This is a genomic window from Rhodococcus sp. BH4, assembly GCF_002079265.1.
In the GTDB taxonomy this organism is placed as follows: Bacteria; Actinomycetota; Actinomycetes; order Mycobacteriales; family Mycobacteriaceae; genus Rhodococcus_F; species Rhodococcus_F qingshengii.
Window position 1 is genome coordinate 4,887,947 of the sequence record NZ_CP014941.1, and the last position, 19,154, is coordinate 4,907,100.

The 19,154-nt window shown below is 62.9% G+C and carries 16 protein-coding genes; 7 read left to right on the forward strand and 9 right to left on the reverse strand.

Annotated elements, in window-relative coordinates:
* Window positions 1-160: 160 nt before the first annotated feature.
* From A0W34_RS22440 to A0W34_RS22460, 5 genes are all read left to right on the forward strand, one after another.
* Window positions 161-1,354 (forward strand): LLM class flavin-dependent oxidoreductase, encoded by a 1,194-nt coding sequence (locus A0W34_RS22440; protein ID WP_064074070.1) that lies wholly within the window; start codon window positions 161-163, stop codon window positions 1,352-1,354.
* The gene (locus A0W34_RS22445) at window positions 1,351-2,427 is read left to right on the forward strand and encodes an alcohol dehydrogenase catalytic domain-containing protein (protein ID WP_081558298.1); all 1,077 of its coding nucleotides are present in this window, start codon (window positions 1,351-1,353) and stop codon (window positions 2,425-2,427) included. Before A0W34_RS22440 ends, A0W34_RS22445 begins: the two co-directional genes overlap by 4 nt.
* Window positions 2,428-2,607: 180 nt before the next feature.
* Window positions 2,608-4,266 carry a DNA repair helicase XPB gene (locus tag A0W34_RS22450; protein WP_003940219.1) on the forward strand — a complete coding sequence of 553 codons (1,659 nt, stop codon included), beginning with the start codon at window positions 2,608-2,610 and terminating at the stop codon, window positions 4,264-4,266.
* 102 nt (window positions 4,267-4,368) lie between these two features.
* Window positions 4,369-6,447: a peptidase gene (locus A0W34_RS22455; protein WP_081558299.1), complete on the forward strand. Its 2,079-nt coding sequence runs from the start codon at window positions 4,369-4,371 to the stop codon at window positions 6,445-6,447.
* 74 nt (window positions 6,448-6,521) lie between these two features.
* On the forward strand, window positions 6,522-7,184 hold the full coding sequence (locus A0W34_RS22460) for a DUF3239 domain-containing protein (RefSeq protein WP_007733514.1): 663 nt from the start codon (window positions 6,522-6,524) through the stop codon (window positions 7,182-7,184).
* 9 nt (window positions 7,185-7,193) lie between these two features.
* Here A0W34_RS22460 and A0W34_RS22465 read toward each other — a convergent pair whose 3' ends face one another.
* From A0W34_RS22465 to A0W34_RS22490, 6 genes are read right to left on the reverse strand one after another with little or no spacing between them, the layout of a single operon-like run.
* Window positions 7,194-8,180 (reverse strand): LLM class F420-dependent oxidoreductase, encoded by a 987-nt coding sequence (locus tag A0W34_RS22465; protein WP_063315901.1) that lies wholly within the window; start codon window positions 8,178-8,180, stop codon window positions 7,194-7,196.
* A 13-nt stretch (window positions 8,181-8,193) separates the two neighbouring features.
* Complete coding sequence (locus tag A0W34_RS22470) at window positions 8,194-9,426, reverse strand: MFS transporter (protein WP_042451237.1); 1,233 nt, start codon at window positions 9,424-9,426, stop codon at window positions 8,194-8,196.
* Entirely contained in the window at window positions 9,423-10,769 is a 1,347-nt protein-coding gene (locus A0W34_RS22475) for an LLM class flavin-dependent oxidoreductase (protein WP_081558300.1), read from the reverse strand. Before A0W34_RS22475 ends, A0W34_RS22470 begins: the two co-directional genes overlap by 4 nt.
* 31 nt (window positions 10,770-10,800) lie before the next feature.
* The gene (locus A0W34_RS22480) at window positions 10,801-11,673 is read right to left on the reverse strand and encodes an ABC transporter permease (RefSeq protein WP_081558301.1); all 873 of its coding nucleotides are present in this window, start codon (window positions 11,671-11,673) and stop codon (window positions 10,801-10,803) included.
* Window positions 11,666-12,487, reverse strand: a complete 822-nt coding sequence (locus A0W34_RS22485; RefSeq protein WP_081558302.1) for an ABC transporter ATP-binding protein — start codon at window positions 12,485-12,487, stop codon at window positions 11,666-11,668. Before A0W34_RS22485 ends, A0W34_RS22480 begins: the two co-directional genes overlap by 8 nt.
* The gene (locus A0W34_RS22490; protein ID WP_003940132.1) at window positions 12,484-13,563 is read right to left on the reverse strand and encodes an ABC transporter substrate-binding protein; all 1,080 of its coding nucleotides are present in this window, start codon (window positions 13,561-13,563) and stop codon (window positions 12,484-12,486) included. The genes A0W34_RS22485 and A0W34_RS22490 overlap by 4 nt, the downstream gene beginning before the upstream one ends.
* Window positions 13,564-13,840: 277 nt before the next feature.
* Between A0W34_RS22490 and A0W34_RS22495 the strand changes: the two genes are divergently transcribed.
* Window positions 13,841-14,803 (forward strand): sigma-70 family RNA polymerase sigma factor, encoded by a 963-nt coding sequence (locus A0W34_RS22495; protein ID WP_054831257.1) that lies wholly within the window; start codon window positions 13,841-13,843, stop codon window positions 14,801-14,803.
* Here A0W34_RS22495 and A0W34_RS22500 read toward each other — a convergent pair.
* On the reverse strand, window positions 14,779-16,500 hold the full coding sequence (locus A0W34_RS22500; protein ID WP_081558856.1) for an FUSC family protein: 1,722 nt from the start codon (window positions 16,498-16,500) through the stop codon (window positions 14,779-14,781). The genes A0W34_RS22495 and A0W34_RS22500 overlap by 25 nt on opposite strands.
* A gap of 187 nt (window positions 16,501-16,687) precedes the next feature.
* On the opposite strand from A0W34_RS22500, the gene A0W34_RS22505 reads away from it, so the two are divergent.
* A complete protein-coding gene (locus A0W34_RS22505; protein ID WP_081558857.1) occupies window positions 16,688-17,866 on the forward strand; it encodes an acyl-CoA dehydrogenase family protein in 1,179 nt (392 codons plus the stop codon).
* Window positions 17,867-17,870: 4 nt separating this feature from the next.
* On the opposite strand, the gene A0W34_RS22510 is transcribed toward A0W34_RS22505, so the two are convergent.
* Window positions 17,871-18,497, reverse strand: a complete 627-nt coding sequence (locus A0W34_RS22510; protein WP_064687603.1) for a TetR/AcrR family transcriptional regulator — start codon at window positions 18,495-18,497, stop codon at window positions 17,871-17,873.
* A complete protein-coding gene (locus tag A0W34_RS22515; protein WP_007733534.1) occupies window positions 18,494-19,150 on the reverse strand; it encodes a TetR/AcrR family transcriptional regulator in 657 nt (218 codons plus the stop codon). Before A0W34_RS22515 ends, A0W34_RS22510 begins: the two co-directional genes overlap by 4 nt.
* Between the last annotated feature and the right edge of the window lie 4 nt (window positions 19,151-19,154).

Here is a 19,154-nt window from a genome sequence, read left to right on the forward strand (position 1 = left end):
CGATATCCGACGTCATTGCACCAGATAACGTTGAACTACAGGTGATTACAAATCTCCCACTGTGCGGGAGGCTCAACTTATTGGATCAGTTGATCCATGTTAGACATCTCGATCAGAGCGAGTGATCCAAATCACTCCCCTGTCGACAGGAGTTGTCATCGTGTGGTCCGCATCGTCCATCCGCTTCGGAGCCTTCCTCGCCCCGTACCATCCGCTCGACGCCGATCCCGCCCTGCAACTCAGACGCGATATCGACCTCATGACACACCTGGACCACCTCGGATTCGAAGAAGCGTGGATGGGTGAGCATCATTCGACCGGCGCCGAGATCGTGCCTGCCCCGGACATGTTCATCGCGGCCGCCGCAGAGCGAACCGAGCGCATCCAGTTCGGCACAGGCGTGACGTCTCTGCCCTATCACCACCCGTTGATCACGGCCGACCGCATCACTCAGCTCGATCTGCAGACGCGCGGACGACTCATCTTCGGCACCGGCCCGGGCAAGATCCCCCTCGATGCGCACATGATGGGCATCAACCCGTCGGACCAGCGTCGTCGCCAGGGCGAAGCGCTCGAGGCCATTCTCGCGTTGCTTCGCGGCGAGGTCGTCAACATGGAAACCGACTGGTTCACGTTGCGTGACGCACGCGCACAGCTGCCCACCTACCGCGCGGACGGCATCGAGACAGTGACAGCGTCCACGATTTCCCCCAACGGTTCGGTGCTCGCAGGCAAGAACGGCCTCTCCCTGCTCTCATTGGCCGCGAGTTCACCCAGCGGCTTCGACGCACTGGATCGCAACTGGGATGTGTACGAGAAGGTCTCGGCCGAACACGGCCACCGCGCCGACCGAGCGACGTGGCGTGTGGTCAATCCGATGTTCATCGCCGAGACCCGAGCGGAGGCCGAGCGCGCCGTGAGCCGACGGATCGGATCGATGGCTTCCTACGTGAATCGACAGACCGGCCAGAACCCGGCCTGGGCAGATACACCGGCCGGAGTCATCGATCAGTGGCGCAACGACACGCTCGGCGAGTTCGGTCAGGCGATCATCGGTACCCCCGAAGATGCGATCGCACAGATCGAGCGTCTGATCGAGAAGACGGGAGGGTTCGGCACGTTCTTGATCCTTCACGTCGACATGGCGAGCTGGGAGGACACCAAACGCAGCTACGAATTGTTCGCCTCCGAGGTGGTCCCGCACTTCCGGAAGCGAAATGTCGGGCGTCAGGCGAGCATGCAGTTCGCCGAGGACAACCGCGAATACCTGATCGGCGGGCTGGTCGGAGCGATCACCAAAGCCCATACCGACTACTACGGCCGGCCGGCCGAGACGGGAGCCGTGCGCGCATGAGGGCCGTCCGTTTCCAGCAGGGAGAATTCGCGGTCACCGAGATCGCCGACCCGCCGCCGTTGGCACCCCATCAGATCCGCATCGACGTCGTCGCCTGCGGGATCTGCGGCAGCGACCTGAGCATGTCGAAGGACCCGTGCCGATTCGTCGAGGTCGCGCACGACGGGGGCTACCCGCTCGCCACCTTCGATCCGGACGCGCCAGTGGTGCTGGGGCACGAATACGCGGGTCTCGTCTCCGAGACCGGTTCTGCAGTAGACGATTTCGCGATCGGCGATCGGGTGGCCGGCATCGGCTTGGCCACCGACACCGCTACCGGGATCCCGACGATCATCGGCTACTCGAACGAGTACCACGGCGCGTTCGGCGATCACATAGTCGTCGACGCGTTCTGGGTCCGCAAAGTTCCCGACCACCTGTCACTCGAGCACGCCACACTTGCCGAACCTCTCCACGTCGGCGAGATGCATCTCCAACAGTCCGGCCTCACCTCGGCCGATTCGGCGCTCGTCATCGGTTGCGGAACGATCGGACTGGGCGCCATCGTCGCCGCGAAAGCGCGCGGAGCGCAGATCGTCATCGCGTCGGAGCCCTCCCCCAAACGACGCGAGCTCGCCGCGAAGATGGGCGCGGACATCGTCGTCGATCCGGCCGAGCAGGATCCGATCGAACTGTGGAATCGAATGATCGCCGAAGGCAACCAGCTTGTCGGCCAGGCCGCGAACGGAGTTCTGATCGCCTACGAATGCAGCGGTCGGGCGGGAGTCATCGGAGAACTGATGCACACTCTGCCGTTCAACTCGCGGATTCAGGTTCTGGCTGCGCCGTTCGGCGACGAGACGATCATTCCCGTTGTCGGGCAGTTCCGGAGGATCTCGATCAATTTCGGTCACGGTCCTTACGAGAATGCCTACGACATCACCCTGCAGAGGCTCGCCGACGGCGAGATCGACGCCGAAGCGATCATCACCGGCAGGGTCGGTCTGGATGGAGTCTCGGACGCTTTCGCAGCTCTGCGCGCACCCGACGAACACGTGAAGATCCTCGTGCTACCCGCGGGCCTCCCGGAATAGCGGTCGATCCTGCCCTGTTGACGTAGGGGTGCTCGCACTCGGGCACCTCTACTTCGGGCTGTGCGAGCGTCGCATGTTGGCGTCTGCGCCCCGATACCAGGACAATGGCAGGGTTGGCGTCAGCCGACAACGCGGCGCAACGCTCTGTGGCTGCCGCGTTTGCTTCACTAGGAGGATTCCGTGACCGACGGACCGTTGATCGTCCAATCCGACAAGACGCTGCTGTTGGAGGTCGACCACGAGCGCGCCGGCGATGCCAGGCAGGCAATCGCCCCCTTCGCGGAACTCGAACGGGCCCCCGAACACGTCCACACGTATCGCATCACTCCCCTGGCCTTGTGGAATGCCCGCGCCGCCGGACACGACGCCGAGCAGGTTGTCGACGCGCTCGTGTCGTACTCACGATTCGCGGTTCCACAACCGCTGCTGGTCGACATCGTCGACACGATGGCCAGGTACGGACGCTTACAGCTGGTCAAGAGCCCGGTGCACGGCCTCATCCTGGTCAGCCTCGACCGCGCAGTCCTCACCGAGGTGATGCGACACAAGAAGATCTCGCCGATGCTCGGTGAGAAGGTCGACGACGACACCGTGATCGTCCACCCGAGCGAACGCGGCCGCCTCAAGCAGATGCTGCTCAAGGTGGGCTGGCCGGCCGAGGACCTCGCCGGCTACGTGGACGGCGAAGCGCACCCGATCGATCTCGCTTTCGAAGAGGGCCACTGGGAACTGCGCGACTACCAGCAGATGGCAGCGGATTCGTTCTGGGCCGGCGGCTCGGGCGTCGTCGTGCTGCCGTGTGGCGCCGGCAAGACGATGGTGGGCGCCGCAGCGATGGCAAAGGCCAAGGCCACCACCCTCATCCTCGTCACCAATACCGTTGCCGGTCGTCAGTGGAAGCGTGAGTTGATCGCGCGTACATCGTTGACCGAGGAAGAAATCGGCGAATACTCCGGCGAGCGCAAGGAGATTCGGCCGGTCACGATCGCGACCTACCAGGTGATCACACGTCGCACGAAGGGCGAGTACAAGCACCTCGAACTTTTCGACTCCCGCGACTGGGGACTGGTGATATACGACGAGGTCCACTTGCTGCCCGCGCCCGTCTTCCGGATGACGGCAGATCTGCAGTCGCGCCGCCGTCTCGGCCTGACCGCAACGCTGGTTCGTGAGGACGGCCGCGAAGGCGACGTCTTCTCGCTCATCGGCCCCAAGCGCTACGACGCTCCGTGGAAGGACATCGAAGCGCAGGGCTGGATCGCGCCGGCCGACTGCGTCGAGGTGCGAGTGACGATGACGGACGCCGAGCGCATGTCCTATGCCGTCGCCGAACCGGAGGAGCGCTACAAACTGTGCTCGACGGCTCACACGAAAATTGCGGTCGTGAAGTCGATCCTGGCCAAGCACCCCGATTCTCCGACTTTGGTGATCGGTGCGTATCTCGATCAGCTCGACGAACTCGGCGAAGCCCTGAACGCCCCGGTGATCAAGGGATCCACCAAGAACAAGGAACGCGAGATCCTCTTCGATCAGTTCCGTAACGGTGAGATCCAGACGCTGGTGGTGAGTAAGGTCGCGAACTTCTCGATCGACCTTCCGGAGGCGTCTGTCGCCGTGCAGGTTTCGGGAACCTTCGGGTCGAGACAGGAAGAAGCGCAGCGACTCGGACGCCTACTGCGACCCAAGCACGACGGCGGTCAGGCTCACTTCTATTCGGTGGTCTCGCGCGACACTCTCGATGCGGAGTATGCGGCACATCGTCAGCGATTCCTCGCCGAACAGGGCTACGCCTACCGGATCACCGACGCCGATGACCTGCTCGGACCTGCAATCGGCTGAGCATTTCTGCAACACGTTGCAGAATTAAATGGACATACGTCCAGTTATCTGTAGAGTGTCCCCTGTCACAGTCGTGTCCATCGGCCGGGGGTCACCAGCACCATGCGCTCAGTTCCACGTCTACGGGGTCGGCTCGCCGGAACCATCTCGCTGCTGACTGCCGCCGTCGTCGTCGCCGCGACCGGCGTCAGCGCCGCGGCACCGAGTCCTGCTCCTACTGCGCAGAACTCGGTGTACGCACTTGCGAACGGTTGCTTCGCGCTGCGCACCGAGTCTGGTGATTTCGTCCGTCGTGACGGGTCGGCGTACCTCACCGACGTAACGAAAGCCGCAGACGCCGAACCGTTCCGGCTACATGCGGCCCAGTTGGGTCGATTCATGCTGTACGGCCCGGACGGGTCGATGCTCTCGCACGACGGCGCAGACTCGGTGCTCGCCACTTCCGAAGCAACTCCGTCCACCGACTGGACCGTGATGTCCACTGGCGAGTCCTTCGTTCTGACAGCGACCTCGAACGGCCGACAACTGATCTCGCGAGATTTGATGCTCACGATGTCCGATCCCGGTGACGTTCCCGAATCTGCGTTCACGCTGATCCCGCGCGACGGCTGCGCCGACTTCCCCGAAGCGGAGGTGGGCGCAAACGGCGTTCCGGGAGAAATCGGACCGAACGGTGAAGTCACCGGATTCATCGACACACACGTGCACATGAATGCTTCCGAGTTCATGGGCGGAAACCTGCACTGCGGCCGACCTTTCGATCCTCAGGGCGTCACCGCAGCGCTCGTCGACTGCCCGGACCATCAACCCGACGGGATACCGGCGCTCCTCGAAAACGTTCTGTCGTACGGCAATCCCTTCGAAACTCACGACACCACCGGCTGGCCGAGTTTCACCGACTGGCCGGCGCACGATTCACTGACACACGAGCAGACGTACTACAAGTGGGTCGAGCGGGCCTGGCGTGGCGGTCTGCGAATCTTCACCAACCTCTTTGTCGCCAACCGTGTCCTGTGCGAGCTGTATCCGAGTAAACGAAATCCCTGTGACGAGATGGAGACCGTCCGGATCCAGGCGCAGCAGACACGCGAACTCCAGGACTACATCGACGCCCAGTACGGCGGTCCCGGCCGGGGTTGGTTCCGCATCGTGAGCTCCCCTGAACAGGCCAGGCAGGTGGCCGCCGACGGAAAGCTGGCCGTCACCCTCGGGGTGGAGGTGTCCGAACCCTTCGGTTGCTCTGTGCGCAACGGAATTCCGCAGTGCACCGAGGACGACATCGACCGCGGCCTGGACGAGTTGTACGACCTCGGTGTCCGGCAGATGATCGTCACGCACAAGTTCGACAACGCCCTCGGCGGTGCCCGTTTCGACGGCGGCGTCACCGGAGTGGCCGTCAACATCGGCAACTACCTGGGCACCGGGGAGTTCTGGCAGTCGGAACCATGCACCGGCGTTGCCGAGGACAATGTGCTGCCCACCAAGGTCGACGGCGCACAGAATCTTCTCGCGGTACTCCCACCCGGAGTGACGCTTCCGGTGTACCCCTCTGGTCCGCAATGCAATTCGCACGGCCTGACCGACCTCGGCGCGTACACGATCCGAGGTTTGATGGACCGAGGGATGATCGTGGACATCGATCACATGAGCGTCAAGACCGCCGAAGCGGCTCTCGATATTCTCGAAGCTGCGAACTACTCCGGCGTCGTTTCCAGTCACAGCTGGAGCGACCCGAGCCTGTACAAGCGGATCTACGCACTCGGCGGATTTGTCGCCCTGTACGCCGGACAACTCGACGCATCGGACGAAAAGCCCGAAGAGCGTGGGTTCATCGACCAGTGGCGGGACGCACGGGCGATGCGAAGCGAGAACTACTACTTCGGTTTCGGCTACGGCGCCGACACCAACGGCTTCGGGCCGCAGGCCGCACCGCGCGGCGACGCCGCAGAAAATCCGCTGCAATATCCGTACACCGCCTTCGACGGCACGGTCATGGACCAGCAGCGCGCCGGCACCCGGGTTTTCGACGTGAACACCGACGGCGTGGCGCAGTACGGGATGATTCCCGACTGGATCGCGGACATGCGCATCGCCGCGGGAGCCGACGGCGACACCATCATCGAGGACATGAGCCGCGGCGCCGAGGCTTACCTGCAGATGTGGGAGCGCGCGCGAAACTAGCTACGCTGGTGGACGGTCCCCGGGCGATCGGGGGCCGGTCCTAGATCGTCCGGCACCACCCGAAGGAATTTTTCGTGGCTGACTTCCAGTTCACCGTCGACAAGGCTCACGCCAAGTCGGTCAACGACACACTGGCCGATGTACGCCGCCTGCAGATTTCTGCGGTGATCTTCGCGATCGTCCTCGCCGCGGTCGGGGCCTGGTTGATCAGCATGGGCGAGGTGTGGTCCATCATCATCGGCGCGGTCCTCGCCATCGGTGCGGCCAGTTCCCTGTGGGTTGCCGTGTGGGCACCTCGCAAGGTGGGAAGCGTCGAATCTCTGTATGCGGACAACCCACTGGTTCCCGCGATCGTCACCGAGGTTCACCCTCGAGCGGCGACCTTGACGGCATTGATCGACATCGCGAAGCCTGCGGCCGGAGCACCGCAGTACGCGCTCGTCAGCCGCAACGTTCGACTCAATCCGAAGTGGCGAGTCGGCGACCGCATTCCGTCGGTCGCACTGCGTTCGGATCGTTCCACCCGCAGCAAGGCTGACACGTGGCAGATGGTCAGTCCCATGCCGATCGAGTGGGGGACCAAGGACTCGGCAGTGCTGGCACGCGCGATCGCTGCTGTCAGTGCGAGCGAGTGGAACTTCCTGCAGAGCCGGATTCCCGATTCCGAAGAAGTTCGCACCCACCCCGATCGCCGGGTTCTGATCAACCCGGCCGATCTTCCTGACTCGCTGCGCTAGTCCAAACGGTTACGCGAGCGCGGGCAGCACTTCCTTCTCGAACATCTCGATTCCCGACGTGTCGTACGCGGCCTCGGGGAAGTAGAAGATTCCGTACTCGAGTCCCTGCGCCGCGAGCGCCGACAGGTTCTCGATGATCTGCTCGGGCGTACCCACGGCGGGCATTCCGCGGAACGCATCGAGCGACGCATCGGCGGCAGCTTCGCCGACCAACGGCGTCAGTCGGGCCTTCAGTGTCTCCAACCGCTGAGCCACCTCGGATTCCGTCGCGCCGATGGCCACGTTGTAGTTGGCCGAACGGACGATGGCGTCGAAATCGCTACCGACGGTGTCGCAGTGCTTCTTCAGGATTTCGGACTTGTGCGCGAAGCCGGCCGGGGTGCCGTCGAAGTTCGTGTACTGCGCGTACTTGGCCGCGATCTTGAGTGTGACCTTCTCGCCGCCACCGGCAACCCAGATGGGAATTCCGCCCTCTTGCAACGGAAGTGGACGGCACAGCGCTCCGTCGACCTGGTAGTACTTGCCGTCGAGCGTCGAGCTGCCGGTCGACCACGCCTGCTGCATGATCTGGATTCCTTCGTCGAGGCGGCCCAGACGCTCACCGGCAGAGGGGAAGCCGTAGCCGTATGCGCGCCACTCCTGCTCGTACCAGCCGCCGCCGATGCCCATCTCGACGCGTCCACCCGTGATCAGGTCGGTGGTCGCGGCGACCTTGGCGAGGTACGCCGGGTTTCGGTAACTCATGGCGGTACACATCTGGCCCAGTCGGATACGCGAGGTCGACGCACCGAGTGCGGCCATCAATGTCCACGCCTCGTGAGTCGCTTCTTCCGTCGGCTGGGGAACGGTGTGGAAGTGGTCGTAGACCCACACCGACTCCCACGGCCCTGCCTCCGCGCGCAGCGTGAAGTCCCGCATCACCTCCCACTGCTTCGCGGGGTCGATGCCGACCAGGTCCAGACGCCAGCCTTGAGGTACGAACAGTCCGAATCGCATGTAGCGAGCCTACCTACAGTTTCCCGACGCGCGACCGGGGTGACACCCGCGGAGAGTAGACCGGAATGAAGCGGAACATCATCGCCGCGCCGGCGAACGACGTCGCGCCCAGAGCGGCGAATGCCCACCCGAGTGGGAGCACCGCGGCGAGTAGACCGATCGCGAGCGGCCCACCGAACATGCCGGTGTCGTGAGTCAATCGCCATGCAGCGAGGAACTCGGCGCGTTCTTCGGGCGGGGCGATATCGGCACCGAGGGTCATGATCACGCCGTTGCCCAGCCCGTTGCCGATCCCCATCACGACAGCGACCACGGTCAATCCCACTGCACCCGTCGAGAACGGCAACAGTAGGTACGACACACCGATCACCGTCAGCGAAGGCACCGCGACCAGCCTGCGGCCGTATCGGTCCATGATGTGTCCGGCCGGGTACGAGCACAGCAGGTCCACGGCCGCACCGATACCGAAGATCACACTCACCTGGGCTGCATCCAATCCGAGGTGCAATGCCCACAATGGAAGAACGGCCTCACGCGAAGCGCGGGCGGCGCCCATCAGAAGGGAGCCTGTCCCGAGCGTCGACAGAGCGGCACGATGACGGCGAAGGATCTCCGGGAGCGTAACGTGTCCGTGATCGCTGTTGCCTGCCTGCACCTTTCGTGGCGGGTCGGGAACGCGGGCCATCAGCGCCCCGGCGAGCACGACGCCCACCAACTGGACGAGGAATCCTCCGCGCGCTCCCACCAGGAGAATCACGCCGGCCCCGATGAGCGGTCCCAGGAAGAAACCCAACCGCCACATCGCAGCGAACGACGACATTGCTCGGGCCCGTAGACCGAGTGGCACGGTCTCGGCGAGGTAGCTCTGCCGCGCAAGGCCCCACACCGCATTCGCCAATCCGGTCAACAGTGCGCCGATACCGAGCATCCACGGAGTCTGTGCAAGGAGACAGATCACCACTCCTGTTGCACCCAAGGAACTTCCGCCGATGATCGACCTGCGCTCACCGAAACGCGACACGATCCTGCCGGCGGGGAGGTCACCGAGTACGGCGCCCAAACCACCGAGTGCAACGATCAGGCCGGCGACGGCAACCGAGGCACCCAGGTCGCGCGCGGTGACGGCCATGATGGGGGCAGCCGCACCCTGACCGATCCCGAAGATGGCCGCCGGTACGAAAACCGTTGTGACCAGTGGCTTGAGACCGGCAATCGCCGGCTGTTCCTTGGGCAGTGTTTCCGTCACGCGCTCACTTCTGCCGCGTCAGCGGCCCGCGAGAACCGATTCGCCGGACGATCGAGGCCGTAGTGACCCCGCAGGGTGGATTCCGTGTATTCGGTCCGGAAGAGCCCACGCGCCTGCAGAATCGGCACGACCCGGTCGACGAACACCTCGAGCCCTCCGGGCAGATAGGGCGGCATGATGTTGAAGCCATCCGCGGCGCCCTTGTCGAACCATTCGGTCAACTCGTCCGCGACCTGCTCCGGTGTCCCGGCAAATGTCCGATGCCCACGGCCACCGCCGAGTTTGCCGATCAGTTCACGGACGGTGAGGTTTTCGCTCTCCGCAAGGTCTTTGACGAGCTGGTATCGACTCTTGTTTCCTTGGATGCGATCGATGTCCGGCAACGGGGGCAACGGGGCATCCAGCGAATGCTCGGTGAGGTCGACGCCCACCATGTTCGAGAGTTGGCGCAGCGAGTACTCGGGTGAGATGAGATCCGTGAACGACTGCTCCAGTGCCTTGGCTTCTTCTTCCGTATCCGCGATGAAGGGAACGATGCCTGGCACCACCTTGATCTCGTCGGGACTACGCCCGTACTTGATCAGCCGCGCTTTGAGGTCGGTGTAGAAATCCTGCCCCTGCTCGAGTGTTCGTTGAGCGGTGAACACGGCCTCGGCATACTTCGCCGCGAAGTCCTTACCGCTCTCGGAGGAACCGGCTTGCACGAGCAACGGACGTCCCTGTGGAGACCTCGGCGAATTGAGCGGGCCAGCCACCGTGAATCGTTGACCGTCATGGTCGATGCGATGGACACGATCAGGATCGGCGAAGATTCCGGTCTCTTCGTCCAGGACAACTGCCCCCTCTTCCCAGCTGTCCCAGAGTCCGAGCGTCACGTCGAGAAACTCCTCGGCGCGCTCGTAACGACCGCTGTGCGTCGGTACCGCATCGAGGCCGAAGTTCGCGGCCTCGTCGGCGCCGGCCGACGTCACGATGTTCCACCCGCCTCGTCCGCCACTGATGTGATCGAGGGAAGCGAACTTCCTTGCGAGAGTGTATGGATCGCTGTAACTGGTCGACGCGGTTGCAATCAGCCCCACCTTGTCGGTGGCCGCCGCGATCGCCGACAGCAAGGTGACGGGTTCGAAGATCGCCTGGGTGTTGTACTTGACCCGCGGGCCGACTGCTAGACCGTCGGCGAAGAACACCGAGTCCAGCTTTCCACGCTCGGCGATTCTCCCCAATTCCTGGAAGTGCTTGACGTCCAGGAGGTTGGCCGCATTTGTGCGTGGGTGGCGCCACGCCGCCTCATGATGGCCGACGCCCATCAGGAAGGCGTTCAGATGAAATTGTCGTTCGGACATGAGTTCGCAGAATCTTTCCGTGAATGTGTGGTCAGGTGGTGACGCGCCAGCGCGAGAGCCGACGTTCGATCAGGACCAGAATCGCGTTGATTGTCAGACCCAACAACGAGATCGCGACGATGCCCGCGTACATGTTCGGGATCTGGAAGTTGAGTTGTGAAGCGGTGATCAGATACCCGAGACCGGCTTTGGCCCCGACCATTTCGGCGGCGATCAGCACGAGAATCGACGACGCGGCTGCCATGCGGATACCCGTGAAGATCGTGGGAACAGCGGCGGGCAGAACCACCTTCTGGAACAGCCGAATCGAGGAGAACCCCAGCGAGGCAGCGGACTTGATCAGCAGGGGGTCCACTGTTCGCACACCGGAGATCGTGTTGAGCAGAATCGGGAAGGTGCAGGCGTAGATCACCAGGGCGATCTTCGATTCCTCACCGATTCCGAGAATCAGCACGAAGACGGGAAGCAGAGCCAAGGCTGCTGTGTTGCGGAACAATTCGAGAATCGGGTTGAGGAAGTCGGAGACCGGGCGGTACCAGGCGATCGCGATTCCCAACGGAATCGCGATCGCGATGGCCACGAAGAATCCGGTCAGCGCACGCGTCAGACTGGCCGAAACATGCTCTTGCAATTGTCCGTTCTCGGCGAGGGTGAAGAATGCGGACACAACTTCGGTGAAGGGCGGGAGGAAGACCTTGTCCACCAGTCCGAGCCGAGGTGCCGCTTCCCAGATCCCGAGGAAGATCGCGATCGCAATCGACGGCTTGACAATCCGCCAGGCGGTGGAACCAATGTAGCGCGCCGCCTTGCCGCCGGCCTGGCTCCGCTGCGCAATGTCAGGTGTTTTGTCGGCCAACGGTTTCGGAGCGGCGACCACCTCCGGCGTCGCCAATGCGCTAGACATGTGCAACCTCCTTGACAGGATCGAGTTCGCCGGCCCGAGCGCGCTCGACTTCACCGTGCAGTAGCGTCCAGATCCGGTGCCGGAACACCCGGAACTCCTCACCTGATCGCACGTCGTCGCCGGACCGGTCGATGTCGATGTCGACGATCGTCTTGACGCGCCCTGGCCTCGACGTCAGTACTGCAACACGTTGCCCGAGGTAGATGGCCTCGTCGATTCCGTGGGTGATGAACAGGATGGTCTTGCCGGTGGCCTTCCAGATGCGCAGAAGCTCGTCCTGCAGCGACTCTCTCGTCTGTGCGTCCAGCGCTGCAAATGGTTCGTCCATCAGCAACACTTCGGGGTCGAATGCCAGGCTGCGGGCGATCGCGACTCGCTGCTTCATTCCACCGGACAACTCGTGCGGATAGCGATCCGCGAAACCTTGCAGACCGACCAGTTCGAGGTAATGCTCGGCGAGCTCGCGTCGCTCGCTCTTCTTCACGCCCTTCGCTTCGAGTCCGAACTCGATGTTGTGACGTGCAGTTCGCCATGGAAGTAGCGCGTATTGCTGGAAGACGATTCCCCGATCCAAGCCTGGGCCCGTGATCTGCTTGCCGTCCAGAAGGATTCGACCGGAAGTGGGCGAACTGAGTCCTCCGAGGAGGTCCAGCAGAGTCGACTTGCCGCAACCACTCGGCCCGACGAGGACCAGGAACTCCCCCGGCGCCACGTCGATGTTGATGTCCTCGACCGCGGTGAAAACTTCGTCGGTCCCACGAATGTCGAACTGTTTGGTGACGTGCTCGAGCCGTAGTTTCGGTTCTGTGCTCATTTTGCTGCCTCCAGTGCCTGTCCGTCAGCGCCGCTGTCGGGTGAATACGTTCCGTTGGCGTACGGGTTGAATTCGTTGGTGTAGATGTCCGACGGCTTCAACTTTCCTTCTTCGAGTTCGCCGTTACGGGTGAGCCAGTCGATCCACGTGCTGATCTCGGTATCGGTGATCGTTCCGCCGGGGCCGGCGACTCCTGGGCTCTTCCAGTAGCTGATGAGCTTGGTGTCCTCGTTGCGTCCGCGGCTGTTGATGATCGACGTCAGCTTCGCGATCACTTCTTCTCGTGGGTGTGTCTGCGTCCAGCGGATGGCCCTCGCTGTTCCCTGCACGAAATCGGCGACCGCCTCCTTGTTCTGCGCGATGTAGTCGTCACGGAACACCAACGTGCCGTAGGTGAACGAGCCGAACAACGATTCGTCCGTGAACAGCTCTCGAAGGCCACCACGTTCGAGCGCGGAGTCACGGAAGACCGAGCCGAGGGTGGCGACGTCGATCTGTCCCTGCCGCAACGCTTGTTCCGTGTTGACCGGTGGAACCACGATCAGTTCCACCTGCTTGATCTCGTCCGGTGTAAGCCCCTCCCGCGCAAGCCATTCACGCACGACGAACTCGTGGTGCGCACCGAGGGTGTTCATCCCGACCTTCTTGCCGATCAGGTCCTTCGCCGATTTGATCGGACTGTCGTCGAGAACGTAGTAACCGTTGAAGCTCTCCTTGTCCGAGCCGTAGTACCCGATGACCGAGGTGATCGGTGAACCCGCGGAAGCCAACTTCACCACCGCACCGTTGAACGCTCCCCCGAACTCGGTTTGACCGGTCGCTGCGTTCTGAATGCTCTGAGGGCCGCTGGTCGTATCGCCGATCCAGTTGAGCTCCACGTCGTTGAAGTAGCCGAGGTCAGCGGCCAGTTCGGGGTAGATGACCTGTCCGGTGCTGCCCTCGTACCGCAGGACGGTCTTGCCGTCGGCGGTCTTGACCACTTCGTCGGAGGAGCCCGAGCAGGCAACGGCAAAACTGGACAGAGTGACAAGAGCGACGACCGCGGCTACCGAGCGCGCGAAACGAGGGCGAATCATGAAGTTGCTTCCTGTAGAAGATGATTGGTTCAGTTCTCGGCTACACCTGTCCGGAGCGCCGTGTGCGGCGCTCGGCACAGGCAGGTGTGGGGAATGTCAGTTCAACGACAACAGTTGAGCGACATGAGCGGGAAAGACCGAAACACGTGAGACTCCAATGAATGTGCAGACAGGATCGAGCCGTGAGCAGTGCCGAAACCATACGTCGGCACCCACTACCTGGGTCAACGGTTACATTCATGCCGGATTTAATGTGTGAGGTCCGTATCATGAGGGCATGCTTTCGCCGACGACTGCGCAGGACTTCGAGCAACACCGTGGCCACCTGACTTCGGTGGCCTACCGTCTCACCGGAAGTTTCAGCGACGCTCAGGATGCGGTGCAGGAAGCGTGGATACGGCTTCAAGTTGCCGAAAACACGCGAGGCGACGAGTTGCAGATCCGCGAACTGCGCGGATGGCTCACCACAGTTGTCGGCCGCATCTGCCTCGATCATCTCAAATCGGCCGCGGTCAGAAGAGAAAGCTATGTCGGACAGTGGCTTCCGGAGCCGATCGTGACGCCCGTCGACGCCACCGCGGGCACACCCTCAGCGACACCCGATCCGCTCGAGTACGTCGTGAGGCAGGAACAGAATCGTTTTGCTGCCCTCGTCGTCCTGGACACTCTTACTCCCGCTCAGCGCGTTGCCTTCGTCCTGCACGACGGATTCGACGTGCCCTTCGCCGAGGTAGCGCGCATCCTCGACATCGAAGTAGCCACTGCCCGCCAGTTGGCCTCGCGGGCACGTAAAGCCGCAGCTTCGGCGCCGGCCCCGGTCAGTGGCGAGGAACATGCTGCCGCCGTCGAGCGATTGGTGACGGCTATCGCGAGTGGAGATCTGAACGCCGTGATCGATGCACTCGATCCCGATGCCGTCCTGATCGGTGACGCAGGCGGAACTACCCGCACGGCCGTCAACGTCGTGCGCGGCAGTGATCGTGTGGCGCGGTTCTATCTGGGATTGGCCCGCAAGTACGGACCGGCAGCGGTGTTCTCGATGTCACCGGTTCTCGTCAACGGACAGCTCGGCGGTGTATTCGCCGGCTCACCGGGGGACGACCAGTACCCGCAGTTCGCCGCTCGCGTTGCCGGCTTCACTGTCCGCGACGGAGTCGTGTGCGCGGCCTACGACATTGCGAATCCAGCCAAGTTCAGCGCTGTGCCGATGCTCGATCACACCGAACCCGAACGCAAGTAGCGAGACTCCCATTCCTCGAGGTGTGATCTGGACACCTGCGTGCCGAACCACAGTCGGTGCAGTACATCCGATCCCAGATGATGCAATTCGGTGTGCGTCCTCCACTGCTGCGACGCCCACTCGGGTTCGTTGTGGGCGGCGTCGATCCCGGCCATCGCGCTACCTCGCAGTTCGAAGTCCAGGTCCCGACGAAGCTCCGAAAGCTCCGACCAATTCGTCTGTGGTGCATAGTGCCTCGCGCGAATTTCGGTCAGCAGCTTGAACAGGACGCTACCCGCCCGTTCGTCGACCCAGATCAGAGTGCGTCGATGCGCACCGCGCCCCACCGTCCACAGGACCACCAACGCCACGACGACGCCGATTGCCGTCTCGAGCATGCGGCTGAGGATCAGATGTCGGACGGTCCCGTGCGCACCACCGGCAGCGCCGAGGAGAATCGCGAGGGCGGTGATGAAGATGACGGCTATCCCGTAATTCCGCACCAGGAACAGCTCGATCCCCGCCATCAGGACTGCAAGTACCGCCACCAACCACAGACCGGTCGGACTCCAGGAGTAGATGGCACCCAACAGAATCAACCCGAGGACGGTCCCACCGATGCGGTGGATTCCGCGATAGGTGCCCAGTATTCGATCCGGTCCTTGATGAAGGACCATCGCCGCGGCGATCACCGCCCAGTCCGGGCGATCGATGCCGAGCAGGACGGTGAGGGTTCCCGCCGCCATACAGGCAATGGACAGCCGAAGTGCCGTCACCGACGCTCGGCTGGACCGATTGCAGGCGCGGAGGAACCGATATCGGATCGTCGGGTCGGGCAGAGGCGGGTGAGCACCGACGTCGTCGACGTCGAACGCGGGGTCGGCCATGAGTTCCGGATCGTGGTCGTCGGAGATCGCCCTGGCCATCGAGATCTGCGCTCGTTCGAGTTCACGGGTCAACGGGTGGTCTTTCCCGACGATTGCGCCGCGGTAGAGGCACTGCCACGCGTCGTGCAGCCGAAGTGCTGCAGCGTGGCGTTTGTCTCGCGTGAGTTCGGGTGGGGCGTACGTCGCCTGAGCGTCCGTGTACTCCGCAACGGCCGAGACGGCTGCCTGTACAGCGCTGCGTTCGACAGCTCTCGGTGCCCACAGGATTCCCGTCATCGAGACGACCACCGCGCTGATCCCACCGATTGCCGTCCACATCGCGACCTCGACCGGCGGCTGACCGGGAGTGGCGATCACGGAACTGATCTCGGTGGTGAGCAACAGAAAGAACGCGCCCGGTGGACCCAATCGAAGCGCGTCGACGGTGAAGGCGCAGGTCGACACCACGACGGCCATGATCAGCACGACAAAGACGAGCAGCACCGTCGGCGCTCCCTCGGCGATGGCTCGGTGGACGGGCTCACCCACCGATGCCCCGACGAAGGACAGGATCGTCAGCGCCGTCGCAGCGATACCGACTGCCTTCCACCTGCTCCGGTACGGACGATCCTCACCGTAGATCGATGCAAATGCGCCGAGGCCGACCAGGAGCGAAGCAGACCCGAATCCGAGCAGTGTGGCGATGGCCGCCGGAATCGCCAGGGCGAGGGCGACGCGAACCGCTCCGGGGTACCGGTTTCCCACCGGCGGCAATCCGAACAGGACGCTGCGCGCCGGCCGCGGAGCCGGGAGGTTGGACTCGTGACCCGCTGATGTTTCTTCGGGGTCCACTGCCCATCCTTCGCGCCGGCCTGTTCGTGTCTGTGTCGTCCCATTCTTGCGGGCGGCCGACGTGGAATTCGAGGCGGGTCCGGAGGTCGATTCGACCACCCCTTTATTGACACTATGTCAACAGTGTGGATGATAGGTGGAGTCGGATCCGCTCGCGGGTCGCACTTCATCGATCGGGAGAATCACGATGACGCAAGGATCTACCGCAACCCGGACCGCAGAACGACGGCCCCCGTGGATGGACGACGAATTGGAGGCCGTGGCCGACCTGGCAAGGAACTTCTTCGCCAAACACGTCACACCGCATCAGAAACGCTTCGCGTCCCAAGGTTTTCCCGACAAATCCGCATATCGAGAACTCGGGGCGCTCGGGCTCGCCGGCATGTCGATCCCCACCGAGTACGGCGGCGGAGGAGGAACTTTCGCGCACGACGCCGTGCTGTTCCACGAGCAGGTCATGGCGGGTGATCATTCACTCCAACTCGGCGTGCACTCGGGAATCGTGCCGCACTACCTCAATGCCTACGCCGATCACGAGCACAAACTGCGCTGGCTACCGAAGCTGGTGAGTGGCGAGTGGGTGGGCGCAATCGCCATGACCGAGCCCGGCACCGGATCCGACTTGCAGAACATCACCACCCGAGCCGTCCGCGACGGTGACGACTATCTGATCAGCGGCGCAAAGACCTTCATCTCCAACGGTCGCAATTGTGATCTGGTGATTATTGCCGCCAAGACCGATCCCAGCCTCGGAGCGCGTGGAGTGTCGCTCATCGTGGCCGAGGTCGATGACAACACACCGGGTTTCGAGCGCGGGCGAATACTCGAGAAGGTCGGACAGAAGGGCCAGGACACCACCGAGCTGTTCTTCGACCGCTTGCGGGTGCCTGCAACAAACCTGCTCGGGGGCCGCGAAGGCACAGGGTTTGCCCAGCTGATGCAGCAGCTACTGCCTGAACGATTGATCTGCGGAGTTGCAGCCACTGCGGCAATGGAGCGTGCAGTCGCCCTCACCGTCGAGTACACCAAATCCCGAAACATGTTCGGGCAAACGCTCTTCGATCTTCAGAACACGCGCTTCGAACTTGCCGAGTGCGCGTCCATCGCTCGTATCTCACGAACGTTCATCGACGACTGCATCGTCAAATACCTTGCCGGGCAGCTCGATGCGACTACCGCCGCGATGGCCAAGTACTGGCTCACCGATCAGCAGTGCGCCGTGATCGACCGCTGCGTGCAACTACACGGCGGGTACGGGTACATACTCGAATATCCCATCGCTCAGATGTATGCTGACGCTCGTATTCAGCGAATCTACGCCGGATCGAACGAAGTCATGAAGGACCTCGTGGCGAGATCACTCTGAGCAATCAGGAATCCGCCTCGCACGCCGGCAGAACGTCACGCACGATGGCGAGCAAACTGCGTACCAGCAGAAGGTGCACCTGTTCGCGGTCGAGCGCTCCCGTCACCAACCACTGCTTACTGGCGGTCTTCGCCAGTCCTCCGTACGCCACGATCATCGAATGAACAGCAGCCTCGCTGCCTTCACTCGGTCGAATCTCGAGCGCATCCATCATGCGTCGCGCAGCAACGTCGTCAGCATCCTGCAGGATCCGATCCATCTCGGGATCACGGCGGAGGTCGTCGGACATGACTGTCGAGATCCACATGTCGCGATGACGCCAGGCGACGTCGAGCCACCGATCGATCACGGCGCCGATCCGCTTCTCCTGGCTCGCCGATCGCGGAATGCGGTCCACCGCCACTTCGGGAATGAAGACGAACCGCCGCACGACGTCGAGATACAACTCCCGCTTGGAGCCGAAGTAATGATTGAGCAGCGGACGTCCGACCCCAGCCGCCTTGGCCAACTCGGTCATCGAGACGTCGGCAAAAGACTTCTCCTCGAAAACCTTTGCCGCGCTGACAATGATCTGCTCACGCCGGTCTTCGGGACCGAGACGCCTTCCGCCTGTGGCCGACGCGGACGTCATTCTTTTCTCGCAGGCGTGCTGTTGACCGTCGCCTGCGCCTCGACCATGAGCGAAATGTGCTCCACCAAACGCTTTCGAGAGATCTTGGAGGACGGGGTGTGCGCCTGATAGATGAACGCGAGAGCACCGAACAGCCCCACTGAATTGAGTTCGGAGTTCGCGGAGTCGGTTGCCTCGCCGCCGTACATCAGCTCGAGCGACGCGGAAATCGGATTCGTGAACTCCGCCATCAATTCTCGCCCTCGATCCCACAGCGCAGGTTCCGCCTGGGATTCGACGAACATGATGCGTCCACGTCGAGGATCTTTGAATACGTAGTTGGTGAAGGCCTTCACCACGTGGCGGATCAGGGCCGACGGTTCGGAAGGCGCCGCCTCGAGAGCGTCCAGAATAGTGTCACGCGCACCGAGAACGACCTCGTCGAGCACGGCGACCAGCAGTTCGTCACGGTTGGCGAAGCTCTCGTAGAAGTACCGTTCGGTCAGCGCGGCCTCGCGGCAGGTCGCACGCATGGTCGCGGCGGCCGCTCCCTCGGTGCCCATGATCTGCAACCCGGCTTCGATCAGCTGTGTCCGGCGCGCGGCGCGGCGATCTTCCGGTTCCTGCCCACGCCACCTGCGCGGGCCGGTGCGCCGAGCCTCGGTATCCGTCATGTCC

Excerpts from the sequence above, each read along its gene's own strand:
- A0W34_RS22475 (WP_081558300.1), bottom strand. The coding sequence starts at position 10,769 with ATGTCCGAACGACAATTTCATCTGAACGCCTTCCTGATGGGCGTCGGC.
- A0W34_RS22505 (WP_081558857.1), top strand. The coding sequence starts at position 16,688 with ATGACGCAAGGATCTACCGCAACCCGGACCGCAGAACGACGGCCCCCG.
- A0W34_RS22445 (WP_081558298.1), top strand. The coding sequence starts at position 1,351 with ATGAGGGCCGTCCGTTTCCAGCAGGGAGAATTCGCGGTCACCGAGATC.
- A0W34_RS22480 (WP_081558301.1), bottom strand. The coding sequence starts at position 11,673 with ATGTCTAGCGCATTGGCGACGCCGGAGGTGGTCGCCGCTCCGAAACCG.
- A0W34_RS22490 (WP_003940132.1), bottom strand. The coding sequence starts at position 13,563 with ATGATTCGCCCTCGTTTCGCGCGCTCGGTAGCCGCGGTCGTCGCTCTT.
- A0W34_RS22465 (WP_063315901.1), bottom strand. The coding sequence starts at position 8,180 with ATGCGATTCGGACTGTTCGTACCTCAAGGCTGGCGTCTGGACCTGGTC.
- A0W34_RS22455 (WP_081558299.1), top strand. The coding sequence starts at position 4,369 with ATGCGCTCAGTTCCACGTCTACGGGGTCGGCTCGCCGGAACCATCTCG.
- A0W34_RS22485 (WP_081558302.1), bottom strand. The coding sequence starts at position 12,487 with ATGAGCACAGAACCGAAACTACGGCTCGAGCACGTCACCAAACAGTTC.
- A0W34_RS22515 (WP_007733534.1), bottom strand. The coding sequence starts at position 19,150 with ATGACGGATACCGAGGCTCGGCGCACCGGCCCGCGCAGGTGGCGTGGG.
- A0W34_RS22495 (WP_054831257.1), top strand. The coding sequence starts at position 13,841 with ATGCTTTCGCCGACGACTGCGCAGGACTTCGAGCAACACCGTGGCCAC.
- A0W34_RS22510 (WP_064687603.1), bottom strand. The coding sequence starts at position 18,497 with ATGACGTCCGCGTCGGCCACAGGCGGAAGGCGTCTCGGTCCCGAAGAC.